Source organism: Anaerobacillus sp. MEB173 (assembly GCF_052119505.1).
Taxonomy (GTDB): Bacteria; Bacillota; Bacilli; order Bacillales; family JBJMAU01; genus JBJMAU01.
This window is the reverse complement of the sequence record NZ_JBJMAU010000014.1, coordinates 40,110-59,373: the sequence shown is the minus strand read 5'-3', so window position 1 is coordinate 59,373 and position 19,264 is coordinate 40,110. Positions and strand designations below refer to the sequence as shown.

24 protein-coding genes are annotated in these 19,264 nt (G+C 36.9%); 11 read left to right on the top strand and 13 right to left on the bottom strand.

Features of this window, described 5'->3' with window-relative positions; all coding sequences use genetic code 11:
- Positions 1-209: 209 nt before the first annotated feature.
- Entirely contained in the window at positions 210-401 is a 192-nt protein-coding gene (locus tag ACJ2A9_RS18980) for a gamma-type small acid-soluble spore protein (RefSeq protein WP_441423262.1), read from the bottom strand.
- Between the two features lie 68 nt (positions 402-469).
- Positions 470-1,219 (bottom strand): enoyl-[acyl-carrier-protein] reductase FabL, encoded by a 750-nt coding sequence (gene fabL / locus ACJ2A9_RS18975; RefSeq protein ID WP_441423261.1) that lies wholly within the window; start codon positions 1,217-1,219, stop codon positions 470-472.
- Positions 1,220-1,344: 125 nt separating this feature from the next.
- On the opposite strand from fabL, the gene ACJ2A9_RS18970 reads away from it, so the two are divergent.
- From ACJ2A9_RS18970 to ACJ2A9_RS18960, 3 genes are all read left to right on the top strand, one after another.
- Entirely contained in the window at positions 1,345-1,587 is a 243-nt protein-coding gene (locus tag ACJ2A9_RS18970) for a cytosolic protein (RefSeq protein ID WP_441423260.1), read from the top strand.
- Between the two features lie 116 nt (positions 1,588-1,703).
- A complete protein-coding gene (locus tag ACJ2A9_RS18965; RefSeq protein WP_441423259.1) occupies positions 1,704-2,219 on the top strand; it encodes a hypothetical protein in 516 nt (171 codons plus the stop codon).
- A gap of 148 nt (positions 2,220-2,367) precedes the next feature.
- Entirely contained in the window at positions 2,368-3,528 is a 1,161-nt protein-coding gene (locus ACJ2A9_RS18960) for an LL-diaminopimelate aminotransferase (RefSeq protein ID WP_441423258.1), read from the top strand.
- A gap of 124 nt (positions 3,529-3,652) precedes the next feature.
- Here the strand turns inward: ACJ2A9_RS18960 and ACJ2A9_RS18955 are convergent, their stop codons facing one another.
- Genes ACJ2A9_RS18955 through ACJ2A9_RS18945 form a run of 3 tightly spaced genes read right to left on the bottom strand, consistent with a single transcriptional unit; the run spans position 3,653 to position 5,819 of the window.
- Positions 3,653-4,414: an SDR family NAD(P)-dependent oxidoreductase gene (locus tag ACJ2A9_RS18955; RefSeq protein WP_441423257.1), complete on the bottom strand. Its 762-nt coding sequence runs from the start codon at positions 4,412-4,414 to the stop codon at positions 3,653-3,655.
- Positions 4,415-4,418: 4 nt separating this feature from the next.
- A complete protein-coding gene (gene mutY, locus ACJ2A9_RS18950; protein WP_441423256.1) occupies positions 4,419-5,483 on the bottom strand; it encodes an A/G-specific adenine glycosylase in 1,065 nt (354 codons plus the stop codon).
- 18 nt (positions 5,484-5,501) lie between these two features.
- Positions 5,502-5,819: a hypothetical protein gene (locus ACJ2A9_RS18945; protein WP_441423255.1), complete on the bottom strand. Its 318-nt coding sequence runs from the start codon at positions 5,817-5,819 to the stop codon at positions 5,502-5,504.
- Positions 5,820-5,923: 104 nt separating this feature from the next.
- Between ACJ2A9_RS18945 and ACJ2A9_RS18940 the strand changes: the two genes are divergently transcribed.
- Positions 5,924-6,904, top strand: coding sequence for a metal-dependent hydrolase (locus tag ACJ2A9_RS18940; protein ID WP_441423254.1), 981 nt, complete (start codon positions 5,924-5,926; stop codon positions 6,902-6,904).
- Between the two features lie 157 nt (positions 6,905-7,061).
- On the opposite strand, the gene ACJ2A9_RS18935 is transcribed toward ACJ2A9_RS18940, so the two are convergent.
- Positions 7,062-7,328 carry a YfhJ family protein gene (locus tag ACJ2A9_RS18935; protein ID WP_441423253.1) on the bottom strand — a complete coding sequence of 89 codons (267 nt, stop codon included), beginning with the start codon at positions 7,326-7,328 and terminating at the stop codon, positions 7,062-7,064.
- Between the two features lie 99 nt (positions 7,329-7,427).
- Between ACJ2A9_RS18935 and sspK the strand changes: the two genes are divergently transcribed.
- Both sspK and ACJ2A9_RS18925 read left to right on the top strand, forming a co-directional pair.
- Positions 7,428-7,586, top strand: a complete 159-nt coding sequence (gene sspK, locus ACJ2A9_RS18930; protein WP_441423252.1) for a small, acid-soluble spore protein K — start codon at positions 7,428-7,430, stop codon at positions 7,584-7,586.
- An 86-nt stretch (positions 7,587-7,672) separates the two neighbouring features.
- On the top strand, positions 7,673-7,828 hold the full coding sequence (locus tag ACJ2A9_RS18925; RefSeq protein ID WP_441423251.1) for a YpzG family protein: 156 nt from the start codon (positions 7,673-7,675) through the stop codon (positions 7,826-7,828).
- A 24-nt stretch (positions 7,829-7,852) separates the two neighbouring features.
- Here the strand turns inward: ACJ2A9_RS18925 and ACJ2A9_RS18920 are convergent, their stop codons facing one another.
- Both ACJ2A9_RS18920 and recX read right to left on the bottom strand, forming a co-directional pair.
- Positions 7,853-8,176: a YfhH family protein gene (locus ACJ2A9_RS18920; RefSeq protein ID WP_441423250.1), complete on the bottom strand. Its 324-nt coding sequence runs from the start codon at positions 8,174-8,176 to the stop codon at positions 7,853-7,855.
- Positions 8,177-8,217: 41 nt separating this feature from the next.
- Positions 8,218-9,033, bottom strand: coding sequence for a recombination regulator RecX (gene recX, locus ACJ2A9_RS18915; RefSeq protein WP_441423249.1), 816 nt, complete (start codon positions 9,031-9,033; stop codon positions 8,218-8,220).
- Positions 9,034-9,177: 144 nt separating this feature from the next.
- On the opposite strand from recX, the gene ACJ2A9_RS18910 reads away from it, so the two are divergent.
- The 5 genes from ACJ2A9_RS18910 to ACJ2A9_RS18890 all read left to right on the top strand — a co-directional run bounded on the left by ACJ2A9_RS18910 (position 9,178) and on the right by ACJ2A9_RS18890 (position 12,703).
- Complete coding sequence (locus ACJ2A9_RS18910) at positions 9,178-10,086, top strand: TIGR01777 family oxidoreductase (RefSeq protein WP_441423248.1); 909 nt, start codon at positions 9,178-9,180, stop codon at positions 10,084-10,086.
- 62 nt (positions 10,087-10,148) lie between these two features.
- On the top strand, positions 10,149-11,285 hold the full coding sequence (locus tag ACJ2A9_RS18905) for an amidohydrolase (RefSeq protein ID WP_441423247.1): 1,137 nt from the start codon (positions 10,149-10,151) through the stop codon (positions 11,283-11,285).
- Between the two features lie 350 nt (positions 11,286-11,635).
- Entirely contained in the window at positions 11,636-12,193 is a 558-nt protein-coding gene (locus ACJ2A9_RS18900; protein ID WP_441423246.1) for a GNAT family N-acetyltransferase, read from the top strand.
- Between the two features lie 202 nt (positions 12,194-12,395).
- Positions 12,396-12,518, top strand: a complete 123-nt coding sequence (locus tag ACJ2A9_RS18895; protein WP_441423245.1) for a YfhE family protein — start codon at positions 12,396-12,398, stop codon at positions 12,516-12,518.
- Positions 12,503-12,703 carry a YfhD family protein gene (locus tag ACJ2A9_RS18890; RefSeq protein ID WP_441423274.1) on the top strand — a complete coding sequence of 67 codons (201 nt, stop codon included), beginning with the start codon at positions 12,503-12,505 and terminating at the stop codon, positions 12,701-12,703. The genes ACJ2A9_RS18895 and ACJ2A9_RS18890 overlap by 16 nt, the downstream gene beginning before the upstream one ends.
- A 153-nt stretch (positions 12,704-12,856) precedes the next feature.
- On the opposite strand, the gene ACJ2A9_RS18885 is transcribed toward ACJ2A9_RS18890, so the two are convergent.
- The 5 genes from ACJ2A9_RS18885 to ACJ2A9_RS18865 all read right to left on the bottom strand — a co-directional run bounded on the left by ACJ2A9_RS18885 (position 12,857) and on the right by ACJ2A9_RS18865 (position 19,197).
- Positions 12,857-13,180, bottom strand: coding sequence for a hypothetical protein (locus ACJ2A9_RS18885; RefSeq protein WP_441423244.1), 324 nt, complete (start codon positions 13,178-13,180; stop codon positions 12,857-12,859).
- A gap of 131 nt (positions 13,181-13,311) precedes the next feature.
- Positions 13,312-14,691, bottom strand: a complete 1,380-nt coding sequence (locus ACJ2A9_RS18880; RefSeq protein ID WP_441423243.1) for a dipeptidase — start codon at positions 14,689-14,691, stop codon at positions 13,312-13,314.
- A gap of 263 nt (positions 14,692-14,954) precedes the next feature.
- Positions 14,955-17,144, bottom strand: coding sequence for a malate synthase G (locus ACJ2A9_RS18875; protein ID WP_441423242.1), 2,190 nt, complete (start codon positions 17,142-17,144; stop codon positions 14,955-14,957).
- Between the two features lie 228 nt (positions 17,145-17,372).
- On the bottom strand, positions 17,373-17,939 hold the full coding sequence (locus ACJ2A9_RS18870; RefSeq protein WP_441423241.1) for a GDYXXLXY domain-containing protein: 567 nt from the start codon (positions 17,937-17,939) through the stop codon (positions 17,373-17,375).
- Positions 17,917-19,197, bottom strand: a complete 1,281-nt coding sequence (locus tag ACJ2A9_RS18865; RefSeq protein WP_441423240.1) for a DUF2157 domain-containing protein — start codon at positions 19,195-19,197, stop codon at positions 17,917-17,919. Before ACJ2A9_RS18865 ends, ACJ2A9_RS18870 begins: the two co-directional genes overlap by 23 nt.
- Positions 19,198-19,264 lie beyond the last annotated feature (67 nt).

Below are 19,264 nucleotides of genomic sequence, written 5' to 3'. Positions count from 1 at the left end.
TTTTTCTGAAACCGCTTTTCTGCTTTTGTAATCTATATTATTATACCTCTTTCATACTTATTTTTAAATCAATGTGGATTAATTGATCAGTAAAATAAATCATTTAATACTACTAATTACATCTTATTTGTAACATTAAATGATCCATTTTATCCATCTCTACACAAAAGACTCCCTAATCACGAATAGATAGGGAGTCTTTTGTACAACTATTGTTGTTGGTTTTGTTGTTTTTTCGCTTGAGATTGTTGGTTTTGACGTCTTACTTCCTGAGCGTTAGTTTCACTAGCAAACTCAGTGTTTTGACTTTGACCTTGTGCAGAAGCAGCATTTTGTTGTCTTACTTTTTGAATGTTAGTTCCTGCTGCTGTTTGGTTTTGATTTTGTTGTTGATTAGCCATTGTGTATCACCTCCACAAGAATTAATTTGTCCAAGAGGTGATTTTTTATCCTATATTTCTATACTTTTTTAAACTAATAAAGTAATCCCGCCATCAACAACAATTGTTTGGCCGCGAATCATACTTGCATCATCGGAAAGTAAAAACATCGCAGTATTAGCTAAATCTTCCGCCTCTACAATTCGTCCAGCAGGTGTACGGCGCTTAGCCTCTGCCAACATCTCTTCTCGGTTTGGAAAGTGTGTTAACGCATCTGTATCTACCGCACCTCCAGAAACTGCATTTACAACAATATTCATCGGTGCTAATTCAATGGCTAAATAACGTGTTAAAGCTTCAAGTGCTGCTTTTGATACCCCTACAGTTGTATAATTTTCAAGATATCTAATCGACCCAATAGAGCTTAAACTAACAATCTTCCCTCCACCGCTTTTCTCCATTCTTTTCGCAGCTTCCTGCGCACAAAACAATAATGCTTTACTATTAATATCCATCGTCCAATCCCAATGGCTTTCTTCTAATTCCATTAAAGGTCTCAGTACACCAGAAGCTGCATTATTTACTAAAATATCCAGTCTCCCAAACGTTTCATCAATTTCATGAAACATATTTTTAATTTTTTCAGGTTTACCTACATTCGCCTTGACTACTAACACCTTACTTCCTAAAGCTTCTAATTCAGCCGCTGTTTCTAATGCTGCCGTTTTACTACGCGCATAGTTGATAACAAGATCATATCCTTTTTCTGCTAAACGTAAGGCAATTTGCTTCCCAATTCCTCGACTACTTCCAGTAACTAATGCTACTTTCCTTTCCAAAATTAATTTCCTCCTTATGTATGTATTACAATAATATTTTTTTCATGCTCTTAAGAAAACATTATATCGTATAGCTTCACATCTTCATAGAAAGACTATAAAAAAACAACCATGGAGGTATTAATATGTATGATGGTCGCGATATGACTGAACTTTCAATGATGCCCAAATCTGAATGGAGTGATAAAGAACTTTCGTATTTTCATCACGGTCTTCAGCAAATGACACCGTATTTAAATTCCGAGGGTGTAACGATCCACCGCGAAATTATTGAAGAAATTGAAGCCCGAGGCGGTCTGCAACAGGAGAACGTTGTTGCCGAACATGGGTCAGATCCTTCCTTTGATTATTTAGATAAAGGCTTTTAATACTATAGGATGCGTCAATGTTAGGATACAGAAGGTTGAGCATAGTCATTAATGTTCAACCTTTTCATTGTGATAAGATCGTTAAGGAGTGAGAAATTTAGAAGAAAGGTGATATTATGTTTGATCCTACGATATATGAAAATATGAAAGTTGTTCTTGAAGGGGTGATTTATGATCTTGATCTGAATGAGGAAATTCTCATTATTGATCGGAAGGATTTAATAGATTTAGCGCTTATGTCACGTAAATATCACTGTACATTTAAAACGAAAAAACAAGAAACACCCGTTTCAGCAACGGTTACACTCATTGCTAATACGGAGGACTTGGCTGGTGAGATACTTGAGCAACACGGGAAAAACAACGGCTGCCACCTTGTTATTTCGTTCACGATTCCAATAAAGGATGAAAATGACGATCCAAAACAAATCTATCATATATTAAAGGATGCCTGGCAATCCAGACCATTAATTACCCAACAGATCTCCTACAATTGGAACAATCATCAAAAACAAAATCTAACTTCAACATGCAACCTTCAGTTTAACCGAAAACTAAATGAAGATCACCTAGAAGATTTCCCTTCTATCCTTAAATTAACTATACAAACGTTAAATAGTTTAGAGTGTTGAGTGTAGAGTTATTGAAACCTACTCTAATATGAAAAATTATTTTTATTTTAATATCCATTTAATTAACTCTAAACTCTAAATTCTAAACTCTAAACTTCTTTTGTTATATAATGAATAAAGAGAGAAATCAGACAATGGGGGGAAATTTATGATTACACCATCTTCAAGATTAGAGCATTTAGCAACCAGTGTTTTTAGTGATTTAGCAGCAAAAAAATCACTAAAGCTTCAAAAAGGCTTTGATATGATTGATTTAAGTATCGGAAGTCCTGATCTTCCACCACCTGAATTTGTAAAAGAATGTTTAGCAAAGAAAGTTAAGAAAAATGATCAATATGGTTATGCACTATCAGGAACTGAACAATTTAAAGAAGCCGTTGCATACTATTACAAAAATCGTTTCAACGTAAATCTAGCGTCAAATGAAGTATTACAGTTAATGGGCTCACAGGATGGTCTTGCTCACCTGGCCCTTGCATATTTAGATAAAGGTGACATTGTAATTGTTCCTGATCCTGGATACCCAATTTACTCTGCGAGTGTCCATATCGCTGGAGGCGAACTGTATCCAGTCACACTTAACGAAGAAAACAATTTTAAGGCAGATATAAATATCATCCCTGAGGAAATTTGTAAACGAGCAAAAATAATGATTGTAAGCCACCCCGGAAATCCAATTCCAACTTTGGTCGACCGTCACTATTTTGAAAAGCTAATTGATTTTGGAAAGAAACATAATATATTAATTGTTCATGATTTTGCGTATTGTGAGCTACTATTTGATCAGAATAAACCGTTAAGTATATTATCCATACCAGGTGCAAAAGAAACTGCCATTGAAATAAACTCATTATCAAAAAGCTTTAATATGGCTGGCTCCCGCATCGGTTACATCATTGGTAAGCCTGAATTATTAGAACCACTCGCAATCTTAAAATCACATATTGATTACGGCGTATTTCATCCAATCCAAGCAGCTGCCACACAAGCATTAACGAGTAATTATCAGTTTTTAGAAGAATCTACAGCGATTTATCAAAAGCGTCGTGATGTTTTTATTCATGAATTACATAAATTAGGCTGGAATGTCCAAGTACCACAAGGCGGAATGTTTATCTGGGCAAAAATCCCTGAAGGCTGGACGTCATTAAGCTTTGCCCTCGCTGCTATTGATGAAGGTGTTATCGTTACTCCCGGGCATGCTTTCGGAGATGGAGGAGAAGGCTATGTACGGATTGCCCTTGTTCAATCAGACGATCGATTAATTGAAGCAGCCCAGCGATTGAAACCGCTAATTACAAAATTATAAGTTGGTGAAAAAAATGAGCTAGCAGTCATCCTCCAGCTCATTTTTTTGACATGTTAATTTTCGCATGTTGTGGTATTTATTTAGCAATCTTAAACTAATACAGTGAATGTCTTTCACTCCCATATTAAAAATTAGATTTTGATTGTCCGCCATCAACATTCACTGTGGCCCCAACGACCCAGGAGGATTTTTCTGACGCGAGAAAGACAACAACATTCGCTATTTCTTCTACTGTTCCAAATCGTCCAGCAGGAATTTCATCAGCAACAAATCGATTTATCTTATCAGGATTTTCATCTAACCGTTTTTGCCAATTACCTGTTGGGTGAATAATTGATCCAGGGGCTACACCATTTACACGAATTCCATCTTTAATCAATTCATCTGCTAATGATTTCGTAAAACTAATCATTGCTGCTTTGGCGCTATTGTAGGTTGGCTTACCGCCTGATTCCCGTCCAAATATAGAGGAGATGTTAATAATCGCACCACACTGCTTCTTCTTCATCTCGTTAGCAGCAAGCTGACTAAAGTGAACAGCTGAAAAGTAATTTAAATTCATCGCTTCCTCGAATAATGATAACTCAGTCTCAAGTGTTGCACTGCCATTACTGCCGCCAAGATTATTAATCAGCACATCAATCGTTCCAAAATCATTGATTACATGTTCAAATAGCTGTTCGCGCTCTTCTTTTATCAATAAATCAGCCTCATATACTTGAACATGACCTCCGAGCTCTTCCTTTGCTTTCAGCAGTGCTTCTTTGGATCTTGCAGCAATAGCCACTTTCGCTCCTTCTTCAACAAAAGCTTTAGCAATTCCTTTTCCAATCCCCTTTGAGCCACCTGTAACAAAAACAACCTTATTTTGCAATTTTAAATCCAAGAATTTACTCCTCCTTTATGTTTTGGGCAATGATTTTCTGATGAGAAACTGGAAATGGATATTGTTTAATTTTAGTCGCATTCACCCAGTGAAAATCCTCATCCTCAAATTTTTCACCAAGAAGCTCTCCTTCATAAATGGTAATATTCCAAACAAGATGAGAAAAAACATGTTCAACCTGTTGAATTTCATGACCAATAATTGCTTTAATGTTAAATTCCTGTTGTAAAAAGGCCCCTAATTGTTCCTGTTGTGAGCCGGCTTTTTCGATGGTTTCGTGATTTGGAAACTCCCATAGACGTGCTAGTAACCCCGTGTTAGGGCGTCTATGAATCAGTACTTCTCCATTTTCATTTTTTAAGAAAACAGCTGCCATTTTCTTTGGCTTTGGCGCCTTCTTTTTCTTCTTGACTGGCAATTCTGCTTGTACTCCTTTTTCATATGCCAGACAATGGACTTGGACCGGACATGTTTCACATGATGGACTCCGTGGTGTACAAATTAAAGCCCCTAATTCCATCAATCCTTGATTAAACATCGATGGATCTGTATCAATTAATAGTTCTCTAATGATTTCTTCAAAATTCTTTCTTGTTTTTTGTTTAGAAACATCATCCCAAATGTTATAAATGCGTGATAATACCCGCATGACATTGCCATCGACGGCTGGCTCAGGCTGATCATAAGCAATGCTTAGAATCGCACCGGCTGTATAAGGTCCAACACCTTTGAGCGATGAAATTTCTTCACTAGTATTTGGAACGACACCATTATAGTTTTCAGATACCTCTCGAACGGCACTCTGCAAATTCCTTACCCGTGAATAATACCCTAAGCCCTCCCACGCTTTTAATACGTGTTCCTCATCAGCCGATGCTAATGCCTCAACTGTTGGGAATTTTTCTATAAATCGATGATAAAACGGAATCACCGTTTCGACTCTCGTTTGCTGGAGCATCACTTCAGAAACCCAAATCCGGTATGGATCCTGATTTTCCCGCCATGGCAGGTCGCGTTGATTATATTTGAACCATGTTGTTAAATCTTGTTGTAATGTATTTTTTCTCACGCTTAAATTCTCCTCCAGTTACTCTTCTCGCTGACATGATTGGAACGCCCAGCAATTTAATTTTTGCAGTCCGCCATCAATTAATGGATCTAATTCTTTAAATAAGTGATGATCATTCGATCTTCTAAGTTTCTTTAATGCATGGTAATGGGCAACAGTTGGAACTTCAAACATCTCTACATAAAGATGTGGCTGGTCTGTTGCCACAAACCATTGGATGTTTTTCGCCTCAAATTCTGGCAATAGATCAATAATTTTTCTCATAGTTTGCTCATATGCTTGAACAGCTTCAGCTTTAATTTTGTATTCAATAAAGATTTGTAAATTTTCTCGCAATTTTCATATTCCTCCCTTTTTAATTTCACAATTATCGGGTATAAATAAGTATAGAGGCAAAGTATAGATAGCACACATTTACATTAAGGAGGATCAAACATAAGATGGATACAGGGACCCACGTTGTTATGGGGATAGGTCTCGGTGGCCTGGCAACATTAGATCCTGTTGTTGGAAATGATCCTGCACTTGCTCAAGCTGTGATGATCGGAACCATCATAGGTTCACAAGCACCAGACTTTGATACAATACTTAAATTAAAAAATAATGCAACCTATATTCGTAATCATCGAGGAATGACACACTCTATACCTGCTGTTATCATATGGCCATTGCTGATTACTGCAGGAATCTTCTTCTTTGTTCCTGAAGCAAACTTACTTCATCTTTGGTTATGGACATTTTTAGCAGTGTTTTTACATGTTTTTGTAGATCTGTTCAATGCCTATGGCACACAAGGATTAGCACCATTTTCTAAGCGTTGGATTGCCTTCGGTATTATAAATATTTTTGATCCGTTTATTTTCTTTTCTCATATAATTGCCATTATTTTGTGGCGTTACGGCTTTGATCCCGGTTATACCTTTCTTACCCTCTATATTGTTTTGATCTTCTATTATATTTGGCGAACAAATGCCAGACATAGTGTCATTAAACATGCAAAAAGAATTATTCCTGATGCAACACATGTGTTTATTTCACCCAGTTTCAAATGGAACCAATGGCATCTTGTCATCCGTACACGGCAATATTTATATGTTGCTGAATCAAGAAATCATCAGATTAACTTTTTTGAGAAGTACGAGTTTATCCCTATTCCCGATACACCGTTAATTAATGCAGCGAGAAAAGATGACAATTTACATGCGTTTCTGTCCTTCTCACCAACATACCGCTGGGAAGTCGAAGAAAAAAAGGACTACAACGAAGTTCGCTTTATCGACCTCCGTTACCGAAGTAAAGGTCACTACCCATTTGTAGCCATTGTAAAGCTTGACCACGATTACAATATCCTTAGCTCCTACACAGGCTGGGTCTACAGTGAGGAAACGCTAAAAAAGAAACTCGAATTTGCAACAGACTAGTTTAATTTAGAATTAATAATGTAGAATTTAGAATTATTTAAGAAAATCAAAGAAGTAATTTTTAAAAAAGTGATGTACTTTATACATCACTTTTTTTCCTTATATCATCAATGAGATTACTTACAAGAATTCTAAATTCTACATTCTAAATTAGGCTTCAGTGTTTCAAATAATTATCTTCCAGTAAATGTGCAAATTTTGGGTTTAGGCTGACGATTTCGTGTAAGTGCGGACCGTAGATTTGGATCCAGTCTAAGATCATTTTTTCTGTTTCTTTTATATCTCTGTATTCTCTTCCTGCCTTGGCATAGGTTGCTTCGTAATCTTCCCACATACTTTCGACCCAAGAAAGCGCTTGACCGTACGAAAGTTGGTCGTTGTATTCAAGCAATGTAGCTGCTAAACGATTAAAGCGATCATTCATTTTTTTACCCCCTAAAAAAGTTAACAATACTTACATACCATAAAGAATTGAAAACAACAAATACTATGCTTGTACCGGTTAGAAAGGAGGTTTCACCAAATGGTGCGAAATAAAGAAAATGGCTTTCCTAATCGGATGTCATATGATGGAGAACCTCGAGCAAAGGAGGAATACTCCTCTAAACGACCTAATGGAACAACTCGTGACCATCCACAAGAACGAATGTTCAACTCCAACAAAAAGCGCGAAATAGAATAACAATGAAGCATAAATACTTGGTTAATCATCTTTAAAAATGAGTAGTGCTAATAAGTCTAACTGGATCATCTAAGGAGGCGTTTAAATTGGGTAAAAAACATGCAAATAGTCACAGATATTATAGCGACCCTTTCCAATCTCCAAGAGCTAATCCAAAACATGCATTTGCACAAGTTAACGGTGAAACAGAGCGTAGTCTGCACAACCAAGTATTACGAATCCAAACAAGAAAACGCGCGTAGGTACCGAAAGAGAAGTAGTTTCGACTACTTCTCTTCAACCTTCTTCAATAATAAGGAAATGGGTAAAGCGCTCTCTTCACTTTCATTATTTCGATGACCCCACGCAAACCTTCCATTCATATATGAAATTTTAAATACTGATCCTTCCTCCCCTTCAATTTCATACACTTCATTTTCCTTGTAATTATCAGGATCCATTAAATATGCTTTCGCCATCGTAATTTTCCGTTCATATACTGCATATTCACTGACCATCCCCATTTGTTCTGCTTTTCTAGCCTTTTCTTTTAATGCAGCAATCTCTTGATTTAATTCATATTCTGTTAGCTCACTATATCTTTTTTCCATAATTGCCAAATCTCCTTTAAGTTATTTTGTCATATAGTAAATTAATTATTGTCGGGAATTGTACTAATATATTTATCAATTAATTCAAATGAATAGCCCTTGCCGTATAAATATTGCCGAATGCGTCGTTCCAGCTCCCACCCCTGGTATTTTTGATGATATTTTCGCATTGCTTTTTCTGCTTCTTTCACAAGCACTTCCCATTCAGTTTCTTGATCAACAGACATGTCTACATATCCAAAAGCCTTTTCAATGACCTCCAAGGAGAATCCTTTTCCATATAGTGTCCTTGTTAGCTTTTGCTTCAACGAATTTATTGATTGGTTCCTACTCATTTTTGTTTTCTTTTCTAAGAAAGTCACAGCAGCTTGAACCTGCTCTTCAAACGAGTACTGCTCAAGGCTCGCTTCTAGATGAGTTTGATTTACACCTTTTTCCTTAAGCTCTTGTTTAATTTTTTCTGGACCTTTCACAGTTGTATTTTTTCGGGTACGAACGAACGCCTTTGCGAATTCCAGATCGTCTACATATTTATATTCGTACAATTTCTTTATCACTTCATTTATGGCCGCTTCTGAATATTCTTTTTTATGTAAATAACTATGTATCTCTTTTACCGTCCGCATTCGGTATGATAAATAATTTAGTGCTGCATTAAACCCTTTTTTAATTTCATCTTGATACAAGATTACCTTTAATTGGGCTTCATCAACATTAGAGCCTTTTTTTAATTGACATGAGATGAGAACGTCCTGATCAACACTAAAACCATACTCCTCACCGTTCCCCCGATCAATATAAACATTAAACCGTTCCTGATTCCTCTTTTGTGTCGTAATTCTTGTAACTAAGATCATTCAGAACATCACCCTCTTTCATTTTACCACTTTTAGCGTGTAGAGTTTAGAGTATAGGCAGTGAGTATTTTTCTCTTAGTGAAGATCTGTATCCTAAAAGAGTATAGTAGTATTAATACATTTATTTTGGAAGGTGAATGAAGAATGAATATAGTTATCGCAGGTGGAACAGGATTCATTGGTAGCAAACTAACTGAAATGTTACTTCAATCTGGTCATCATATCTACATTTTGACTCGTAGTACGAAGAATAAAAACAATCGTGAGCGTGTTACATATGTTCAATGGTTAAATGATGGAGACCAGCCTGAGGAACACCTTAAACAAATAGATGCAGTAATTAACCTTGCCGGGGAATCATTGAACAGTGGGCGTTGGACGGAAACGAGAAAGAAGAACATATTAGATAGCCGAATTGATGCAACAAATGAAATTCTAAATCTAATTGAGAAACTGGAAACAAATCCACATGTATTGGTTAATGCCTCGGCAATAGGATATTACGGAACTTCGCTTACGAAGACGTTTACTGAAGATACAACAATTTGCGGCACTGACTTTCTGGCTCATGTCGTGAATCAATGGGAAATGGTTGCAAATCATGCAAACGATTTAGGTGTAAGGACAGTATTAGTACGTTTTGGTGTCGTCTTGTCTACTCTTGGTGGTGCCCTTGAAAAAATGGTTACTCCGTATAAATTTTTTGCCGGCGGAACGATTGGATCAGGTAAGCAATGGTTATCTTGGATCCATATTGACGATGCTATAAGGATGATCCTATTTGCGCTTGAAAATGATCTTATTCAAGGACCATTAAATGTAACGGCTCCTAACCCAGTTCAAATGAGGGAAATGGGGAAAGAAATAAGTAATGTCATTGGGCGACCCCATTGGTTACCTACGCCGGGCATAGCCTTGAAAATCATTCTAGGGGAAATGAGTGTGCTTGTCTTAGAAGGACAATATGTTCTTCCAAAAAGAGCTGAAGAATTTGGCTTCACATTCGATTATCCTACCTTAACTCAAGCATTAACCGATCTAGTAAGACAATAAGCAATAATCGCCCACATTACATATACTATTATTACCTATGAACTCGAGGAAAAGGAGAACTTATGGAACTTTTAATTAAAAATGCTACCGTTTATCCGATAACATCACCTATATTAAATAAAGCTGATCTTCATGTAAAGGATGGAAAGATTCATGAAGTTAGTGAGCACATCCCTGAAAATAACACAATGAAAATCATTGATGCCAATGGCCTGCACTTATTACCCGGCTTTATTGATGCTCATACGCATCTTGGCTTATATGATGAAGGAACCGGTTGGGCAGGTAATGATGCCAATGAAACCATAGAAGCCCTAACACCACATATAAGGGCAATGGATGGTGTATACCCGCTTGATATTGGGTTCAAAGATGCTATTAAATATGGTGTGACAACAGTCCAAGTGATGCCTGGAAGTGCTAACGTCATTGGCGGAACTACTTCAGTAATTAAAACTGTCGGAAAAAATATCAAAGACATGATGATTCGTGAAAATGCCGGTTTAAAAATAGCTCTAGGCGAAAATCCAAAACGCATCCATAGTAATTCCTCAAAAAACGATTTGATTACACGAATGGGGATTATGGGCATGTTGCGTGAAGCATTTTATGAGGCAAAACATAGCAAGCAGCCTAATAATCCAAGGATTGCCCCTTTAGTTGCCGCCCTAAATAAAGAAATTCCAACAAGAATACATGCCCATCGTGCTGATGATATTCTATCAGCCATTCGTCTTGCTGAAGAATTTGATCTTGACCTGCGTTTAGAGCATTGTACAGAAGGACATTTGATTGTTGATGAACTAAAACATCTTAACCTGCAAGTAAGTATTGGTCCTACATTAACCCGGCGTTCAAAAATCGAGTTAAAAAATAAAACATGGGATACGTACCATGTCCTTGCTAACAATGGCGTTTCGGTATCAATTACGACGGATCACCCATATACACCCATTCAATATTTAAATATATGTGCAGCCATAGCTGTTCGTGAAGGATTGGATGAGCACAAAGCTCTCGAAGCAATTACGATTAATCCGGCAAGAAACTTAGGTGTTGATCATCTTGTTGGAAGTCTGGAAAAAGGAAAAGATGCCGACTTCGTATTATGGAACCATCATCCTTTTCACTACCTTGCTACTCCCATTATGACAATTATTAACGGGGAAAAAATTTACAAGAATGACACAAAAAAATAGTATCATTTTAGAATAAAATCGATTATGATAAATGAGGAAATTAAAGATATTTGATGGAATACAGAGGAAAGCACATCATACTATATATAAATACATTCTTTTTCTTGAATACGGGTTAATTCCATAAATATCACCATAATACGGAGAAATTATAAAAATGAAAACTATTTCCGTATTCATTAAAAAGTCAAAACACTTTCACATAAAAACTTAAATGGGAAGGCAATTGGTTGCGCCACCAGTGAACAACTGGTTTTAGTGGGTTCGATTCCCACCCCGAATTTGATTAGTAATTTCACATTAAATTCGAGGGTGGGCTTGTTTTCTGCCCTCGCAAGGAGGGATTTCCTATGCTAAAAAGACGAGAACTCACTGATTGTCACGCATTATATGATTTATTGATTGACCCAGCTGTCTTTCCGTATGTAAGGCAAAAAGCGTATTCTTATGATGAATTTTTATTTTTAACAAAACAAACGATTGAAGCAGAAGAACGAGGCGAACTCGTCTCTCGTACGATTGTCGACGAGTGGGGAAATCCCATTGGAACGATCAACTTATTTGATGTACAGGATGGTGCAGGCTTTTTGGGAACATGGATTGGTAAGCCTTATTTTGGCAAAGGTTATAATCAAGCTGCCAAAAACGCCTTCTTCTCGGAACTATTCTTTGAACTTGATATTCAGACGATTTTCATGCGTATCCGCAAGGAAAATATTCGTTCAATACGAGCAGCAAGCAAATTACCTTATTCTACCTTGGCAAACGAAATTCGCTCTGATGTCTACAACCAAATTAATGCCAATGAGATAATATACGATCTCTTTCAAATTGAAAAGGATCAATATCACCTCTACACAATGCGTCAACAAACAGCAATCGAAGAAAGCCACTTGAAAGAAGCATAATACCAAAGATGACCGCAGAGCCGGTCATCTTTTTTAATGTAAAATTGAAAATGTAAAATGTAAAATTATCTAGCGATTTCTAAGAGGCCTTTTTGTCCTACTTGAAAAGACCCGCAAACAATTCTAAATTCTAAATTCTACATAGATTTTATTGTTTTTGGGAAAAATATCCGTAACTTCTAGGAAAGTGAGGGGAATTTTCATGGAAAGTAAGAAACGCCGTGCGAAAGAAGAAAGACGGACTTTAAAAAAGGCGCAGGAAGTTCATTTTTTTTCAGAATTTAAAGCCGCTGATCGGATCTATAATTCATCAAGACGTGGGTAACATTCAATAATAAACATAATCAGGAGGATGGCAAGATGGGAAAGAAAAATCGTAAAAACAACACACCAGAACCAGATGGTTTGGACGTAGAATATTCAAGTGAATTAGCAGATCATAATGATTTGGAAGCCCAAGCAAGAGCAGAAGCTGCTGATAAACGGGCAAAAGGAAAAAGAACTAAATAACATTTTAAAAATCAATTGTTCTATTTCAATATACTAAATAGTTAAGCTGAACAGAAAATTCTGTTCAGCTTTTTTGTTCATGATCTCGTAACAGAAAGCCGCCCAAAAAACATCGATTTCACTCATGAAATCGATGCTTTCAACTTTTAACTTTCAACTTTCAACTACCAAATTCGCTTGTTCGTGAAGAGTAGCAATCATACCATAAAAGGCATAGAAAAACTCATCTGGTGCGATTAAACGAAAATGCCCTACTTTGTCTGTATCAAAGTTTAATGCCGTTTCAAGCAGTCGATACGTAGAATATGCGTAAAAGCAAAAATACTTATAATCAAATTTAGGCATCTTTTCGTATATAACCGCGATCTCCTCTTTATACTTATCTAAATTATTTGTTGCTTCCTCAATAATCACTTGTAAGTCTGCTAAATCTGCTTCAAGAATTAAATCATTCTTTTCAATTCGAATATTTGCCATTGTCAACGTCCTTTCTATAGTACAATAATTGTTCAGTCTAACAACCATTTAATGAGAAATGTTATCATTAACTAGTTTTATTTTAACAAACAACCGTTACTATAGAAGTGACGCCTATCACAACCAAACCATTACTTCGTAAGAGTTCTTTCTAGCTCATACCAATACTCACAAAGTGTCAGTAATCCTTTATCGAAATTTTCAAGGTGAAAGTGTTCATTTGGTGCATGGAAGTTTTCATTCGGCAACCCAAATCCCATTAGTACAACAGGTAACTGTAAGAGACGATTGAACGTTTCCACAATGGGAACCGAGCCCCCCATTCTTGTGAATGCGACAGGGGTCTCATACACTTTCTCATATGCTCTCCCCGCTGCTTGTATGGCAGAATGATCAATTGGTGTTGCAAAAGGTCGGCCGCTGTCATATCTTTTTATCGTAATCGTTACCCCTTTCGGAGTATGATTGGCAATATGCTTCTCAATGAGTGATACAACCTCTTCCGGATCTTGGTCAGGAACGAGACGACAAGTGATTTTTGCATGGGCTTCTGCTGGAATGACTGTTTTTACACCTTCTCCTTGAAACCCTCCATAAATGCCATTCACCTCTAATGTGGGACGAACCCAGGTCCTCTCTAACGTTGTATAACCCTTTTCACCAAATAATTCTGGTGCTTCTAACTCCTGTTGCATTGCTCCCTCATCATAACCTAATGCTTCAAATGCTTCTTTTTCCTCCTTGGAAAGCGGTGTAACATGATCATAAAATCCATCGATGGTGATTTGTCCATCTTCATTTCTCATTGAATCAAGAAGCTGTACAAGAGCATGAATCGGATTTTGAACTGCGCCTCCGTATAATCCTGAATGGAGGTCCCCTTTCGTACCCTTTACATCGATTTGCAGACTGCACAAACCACGTAATCCCGTACAAATTGCTGGTCTTCCTTTTTCAAGCATTGGTGTATCAGAAATGACTAATACATCAGCTGCTAGCTGTTCTTTCCTTTCTGCAACAAAACGATCTAAATTCGGACTTCCAATTTCCTCTTCACCTTCAATACAAAATTTAAAATTAAAAGGAAGTGCCCCTTCTATTTGCAGCAAAGCCTCAAGGGCTTTAATATGCATAAATGTTTGCCCTTTGTCATCACTCGCACCACGTGCATAGATCCTATTATCACGGATGTCAGGTTCAAATGGTGGACTATCCCAAAGCTCAACAGGATCGACTGGTTGAACATCATAATGTCCATAAATAAGTACTGTTGGTTTCCCTTCAGCATGTAACCAATCGCCATATACAACAGGATGACCATCTGTCGGTATCACTTCAACATTTTCCATTCCTGCTTTTTGCAATGACTTTGTAATCCAATGTGCTGCCTGACTCACATCATCCTTATATTGAGATTCCGCACTAATACTTGGTATTCTTAATAACTCTTTCAGTTCAGAAAGATGGATTTCACGGTTTTTCTCAAAGTAGTTTTGAGTCGTTTCGTTCATCACAATTTACCTCCTACAACATTTTGATCATTCGATTTTACCATAATAATGAATAAATACTTAAAAAGTCGTACAAAAGCGTATGAAATTTAGCAATTTCGAACTCTCTATTATTAGTTTCCCCATAAATAAAAGGGATATCTCAAACACAAAGTTACAGTCACCTCGACCACAAAATCTAGAAGTTGATCCGTGATGTAACTTCTAGATTTTGTAAGTGTTCGAGGAAAACTGCCACTTATGAGACATCCCCATCAATTACATTATTTCGTTGTTTTTTCTGCAGCGAATTTTGCTTTGGCCTCGATACGACGACGATGTAAAATTGGCTCTGTATAACCGCTAGGCTGCTCAATTCCTTTAAACACTAATTCACAAGCCGCCTGAAAAGCTACAGAACCCTCGTAATTAGGTGCCATAGGACGATATGCAGGATCGCCAGCATTTTGCTCGTCAACAACCTTTGCCATTCGTTTTAACGTTTCTACCACTTGCTCTTCCGTACAAATTCCATGGCGTAACCAGTTCGCCATATGCTGACTTGAAATACGTAATGTAGCGCGGTCTTCCATTAAACCAATGTTGTTAATATCCGGGACCTTAGAGCAACCAACTCCCTGCTCTACCCAACGAACAACATAACCAAGAATTCCTTGGGCATTATTATCCAATTCCTGTTGTATTTCTTCTTCGCTCCAACTTGGATTTTCAGCGACTGGAAACTCTAATATTTTATCTTGTAAGTTACTGATGCTCTTTTTCAATTCATTTTGAACTTGCGGCACATCCACCTGATGGTAGTGAAGAGCATGCAATGTCGCTGCTGTTGGTGATGGCACCCAAGCTGTATTAGCACCAGCATGTAATTGGCCAATTTTTTGCTTTAACATCTCAGCCATTAAATCTGGCATTGCCCACATTCCTTTTCCAATTTGGGCATGACCTTGTAAGCCACAAGCAAGACCTACATTTACATTTGATTTCTCATATGATTGCAACCAAGTCGATGATTTCATATCATTTTTGCGAATCATCGGCCCTGCTTCCATCGACGTATGCATCTCATCACCTGTTCGATCTAAGAAGCCGGTATTAATAAATGCAATTCTTTCCTTTACTTCATGAATACAGTTTTTTAGATTTAATGATGTACGTCGTTCTTCATCCATTACACCGATTTTTATTGTATTTCTCTCAAGTCCCAGTAAATCTTCAACACGATTAAAGAGTTTATTAGCAAATGCTGCTTCTTTCGAGCCGTGCATTTTTGGTTTAACAATATAGATTGAACCTTTGCTTGAGTTCTTCACGTTACTATTATCTAATAGATCGTGCTTGGCAATGACACTTGTTATTATACAGTCTAGAATTCCTTCAGGGACTTCTTCACCATTCTGATCAAGAACAGCATTATTTGTCATTAAGTGTCCAACATTACGAACAAACATGAGCGAACGTCCTGGTAATGTAAATGTACTTCCAGAAAGGGATGTATATGTTCTGTCAGAATTAAGTGAACGTGTTACTGTTTTCTTTCCTTTCGTAAATGTTTCCGTTAAATTCCCCTTCATCAGACCTAACCAATTTCGATACACTTCGACCTTATCCTCTGCATCAACAGCTGCTACAGAATCCTCACAATCCATAATGGTTGTAATTGCTGCTTCCATCAAAATATCTTTTACACCAGCCTGATCAGTCTTACCTATTGGATGATTACGATCAAGCTGTATTTCAAAGTGTAACCCATTATTTTTTAATAAAATCGTTGATAGATTTTCAGGGTGTCCTTGATAGCCTGCTAGATTCGCAGCATCTTGAAGCTTAGTATTTTTTCCATTGCTGAGCAAAGCAGTCAGCTTTCCACTGCTTATCACATATTTCTCAACGTCTCTGTGAGAGCCTTCTTCAAGGGGAACAGCTCGATCAAGAAAGTCTTTAGCAAATGAAATAACCTTCTCTCCTCTCTTTGGGTTATATTCTTTTCCCCTTTCAGCCCCATCCTCATCCGAAATCGCATCGGTTCCGTATAGAGCATCATACAAGCTTCCCCACCTTGCATTTGCTGCATTTAAAGCATATCGAGCGTTATTTACTGGAACTACAAGTTGCGGTCCGGCTTGGAGTGCAATTTCGTCATCAACATTCTCAGTGGAAACTTCAAAATCATCCACAACTTGTTCTAGATAGCCAATCTCCTGTAGAAATGTTTTATAGCTTTCAAATGTATAACTTTCTTTATTTTCCTTGTGCCATGTACTGATCGCTTTTTGAAGCTCTTCACGGCGAAATAACAACTCTTTATTTTCAGGAGTTAATTCTGTGATTACCGTTTCCATACTAGCCCAAAACTGCTCATTCGTCACACCACTTCCCGGTAGTGCCTCGGAATTGATAAATTGATAAAGAGCTGTAGCAACTTGAATGTTTCCTACCTGTACATAGTCTCTCATATTAAATATGCCTCCTTAATATTTACCTAGAATGTTACCATTCCCATTAGATGGTAATTTGCTGTTATATAACATTATACATTATTATATAACATCTCGCCAAAAATTAAAGGAATTTTCTGAATGAATGGACAAAAAAATAATATTAGCCACCTTTATATGTGTATTCACTCGGTGGTCTAATATTATAAGAGTAAAAAATCTATGAATTTTATTATTTTAAGCTAATTATTCTATTTCTGCAATATCTGTTAAAATAACATACCCATTATGAGCTTTTGCGGTAACGACGATTCTTCCTTGTCGCGAAAGTTCTTCTAACTCCAAACCCGTTCCTTCTTCTACATAAAACCGGTCAATTCCATATGATATTTGCACATATGGTTCTATTGTTGAATCCTCATTCCATTGTCTCTCATCATGGATATAAGGATAGACTTCCCCTTTAATGAATAATCCATCAGGTTTTGCCTCACTAACTTTTTCAACTTCATAGACATTATTTTCTCCTGGTTGTAGTGATGTATAGACTGAAAAAGGTCTCCACTCATTTGTTTCCTTTATTCTTGAAAGCAGTGACTGATCTAACAAGTCTGTTGGTACGGTTTCAATCTCCAAGTCAAGGATGACATAATCACCGTAAAAAAGGTCTCTAGGATCAAGTGGTACAGTAGCTAAACGAATTTCATCGCCAAGCATATAGGCTTGAACCGGCTTTAATAGCATTGCTGTTAAAACAAATACCGGAACGATTAGAGCTAAGAAAAACCATTTAGTTGGTCGTCTTTTTATCATGATTCTTCTCTCCTCTCCTCGTTTTTTCAAACCAATAGCCAAGTACAAGCAGTAGAATACCACCAATGAAAAAGGCAATCGATTTACTCATAAAGACTAATGATAAGTCAACATAAAAGCGGAATATTAACACACTTACTAAAAAGATCCCTATTAGTTCTCCTTTGTAAGATAACCACAGACCATAAATCATATAGGCAACCCCTACAATAATCCAATATGGAAATGCAGTTGAGTTAGGATTCATTCCAATGCCCGCCATCCATACCCATTCCATTGTCAGCAATAACCCGGCAACAAAATGAGTTAAAAAACCTAGTAATTTAGCTACCTCCTGATAATCGCGCAAAGGCTTATGCCATAACCAAAGTCCAATGATAAAAAATGGAAGTACATAAATAACCACACGTTCAACATGCAAATAATGAAGTGTAATACCTATCCACTGATAAAACAGCAGCATATTAACAATAAAAAGCGGTGCTGATTTATTCATTATCTTATGCCCAATGACAAATAGAATCGGCAGTAAAATTGTAAAGATAATCGGATACTCTCCCACCTCAACATAGTGAAAACCAAATTTCATCTCGATAAATTGGTAGAGTAACACAAAGTTAACGAAGAGCATAACAGTTGATTTTTTCAAAAAATAATACCAAACTGCAAAAAGCATTGGTATAACTACAACCATCCAATAAGATGGTTCACCTTCAATAATCATGAACTTCAATTCGATAAAAAGATAGATAAGAATGATGCTAAAGATATAAATCCATTTGTCTTTTAAATAATAAGCAAGTGGTAACACGCCTAGTGCCCAAGCTAGCAAAGCATTTTCCAATGAACCTCCCAAGTGGAAAAGTTGCCCAATATAGAATATTTCTGCCCCGTAAGCAAATCCACCGATGTAATATAAGCTTTTTGAAAAGATGGGCTTTCTCTCCTCGAACACCCAAGCTAAACAATAAGTTACTATAAGTCCACTTAGTAGGACAAGGAACTTGGTCATATCGGAAAGACCAGACCAATTACTTGCAACAAAGCTAAGTATACCAAGCCCGATTAATACAGAACCAATAATCGATAAAAGTTGTACAAAATGTATATTCCCTTTTGCCTTTGTGTTTTTCGACTCAAGTTCATAACATTCCATTAGTTCATTGGCCTGTTCAGGAAGTAACTTACCTTGTTCTTCAAGATAAATCAGTTCCTTTTTTAAAAATTCATATTGAAATAGTGTTATTCTTTTCTTCACCTCTTCTTCCCCCTTTCATTTCATTGTATAATGACTCACATAAATTTCCACAAGCTGCCGTACACGT

What these genes read in the sequence shown, in the direction of transcription:
- ACJ2A9_RS18895 (WP_441423245.1), top strand. Translation starts at nt 12,396, where the DNA reads ATGGAAAGTAAGAAACGCCGTGCGAAAGAAGAAAGACGGACTTTAAAA.
- recX (WP_441423249.1), bottom strand. Translation starts at nt 9,033, where the DNA reads ATGATCTTAGTTACAAGAATTACGACACAAAAGAGGAATCAGGAACGG.
- ACJ2A9_RS18960 (WP_441423258.1), top strand. Translation starts at nt 2,368, where the DNA reads ATGATTACACCATCTTCAAGATTAGAGCATTTAGCAACCAGTGTTTTT.
- ACJ2A9_RS18920 (WP_441423250.1), bottom strand. Translation starts at nt 8,176, where the DNA reads ATGGAAAAAAGATATAGTGAGCTAACAGAATATGAATTAAATCAAGAG.
- ACJ2A9_RS18940 (WP_441423254.1), top strand. Translation starts at nt 5,924, where the DNA reads ATGGATACAGGGACCCACGTTGTTATGGGGATAGGTCTCGGTGGCCTG.
- ACJ2A9_RS18885 (WP_441423244.1), bottom strand. Translation starts at nt 13,180, where the DNA reads ATGGCAAATATTCGAATTGAAAAGAATGATTTAATTCTTGAAGCAGAT.
- ACJ2A9_RS18875 (WP_441423242.1), bottom strand. Translation starts at nt 17,144, where the DNA reads ATGAGAGACTATGTACAGGTAGGAAACATTCAAGTTGCTACAGCTCTT.
- ACJ2A9_RS18905 (WP_441423247.1), top strand. Translation starts at nt 10,149, where the DNA reads ATGGAACTTTTAATTAAAAATGCTACCGTTTATCCGATAACATCACCT.
- ACJ2A9_RS18910 (WP_441423248.1), top strand. Translation starts at nt 9,178, where the DNA reads ATGAATATAGTTATCGCAGGTGGAACAGGATTCATTGGTAGCAAACTA.
- ACJ2A9_RS18935 (WP_441423253.1), bottom strand. Translation starts at nt 7,328, where the DNA reads ATGAATGATCGCTTTAATCGTTTAGCAGCTACATTGCTTGAATACAAC.
- ACJ2A9_RS18870 (WP_441423241.1), bottom strand. Translation starts at nt 17,939, where the DNA reads ATGATAAAAAGACGACCAACTAAATGGTTTTTCTTAGCTCTAATCGTT.
- ACJ2A9_RS18980 (WP_441423262.1), bottom strand. Translation starts at nt 401, where the DNA reads ATGGCTAATCAACAACAAAATCAAAACCAAACAGCAGCAGGAACTAAC.
- ACJ2A9_RS18900 (WP_441423246.1), top strand. Translation starts at nt 11,636, where the DNA reads ATGCTAAAAAGACGAGAACTCACTGATTGTCACGCATTATATGATTTA.
- ACJ2A9_RS18880 (WP_441423243.1), bottom strand. Translation starts at nt 14,691, where the DNA reads ATGAACGAAACGACTCAAAACTACTTTGAGAAAAACCGTGAAATCCAT.
- ACJ2A9_RS18965 (WP_441423259.1), top strand. Translation starts at nt 1,704, where the DNA reads ATGTTTGATCCTACGATATATGAAAATATGAAAGTTGTTCTTGAAGGG.
- ACJ2A9_RS18970 (WP_441423260.1), top strand. Translation starts at nt 1,345, where the DNA reads ATGTATGATGGTCGCGATATGACTGAACTTTCAATGATGCCCAAATCT.
- sspK (WP_441423252.1), top strand. Translation starts at nt 7,428, where the DNA reads ATGGTGCGAAATAAAGAAAATGGCTTTCCTAATCGGATGTCATATGAT.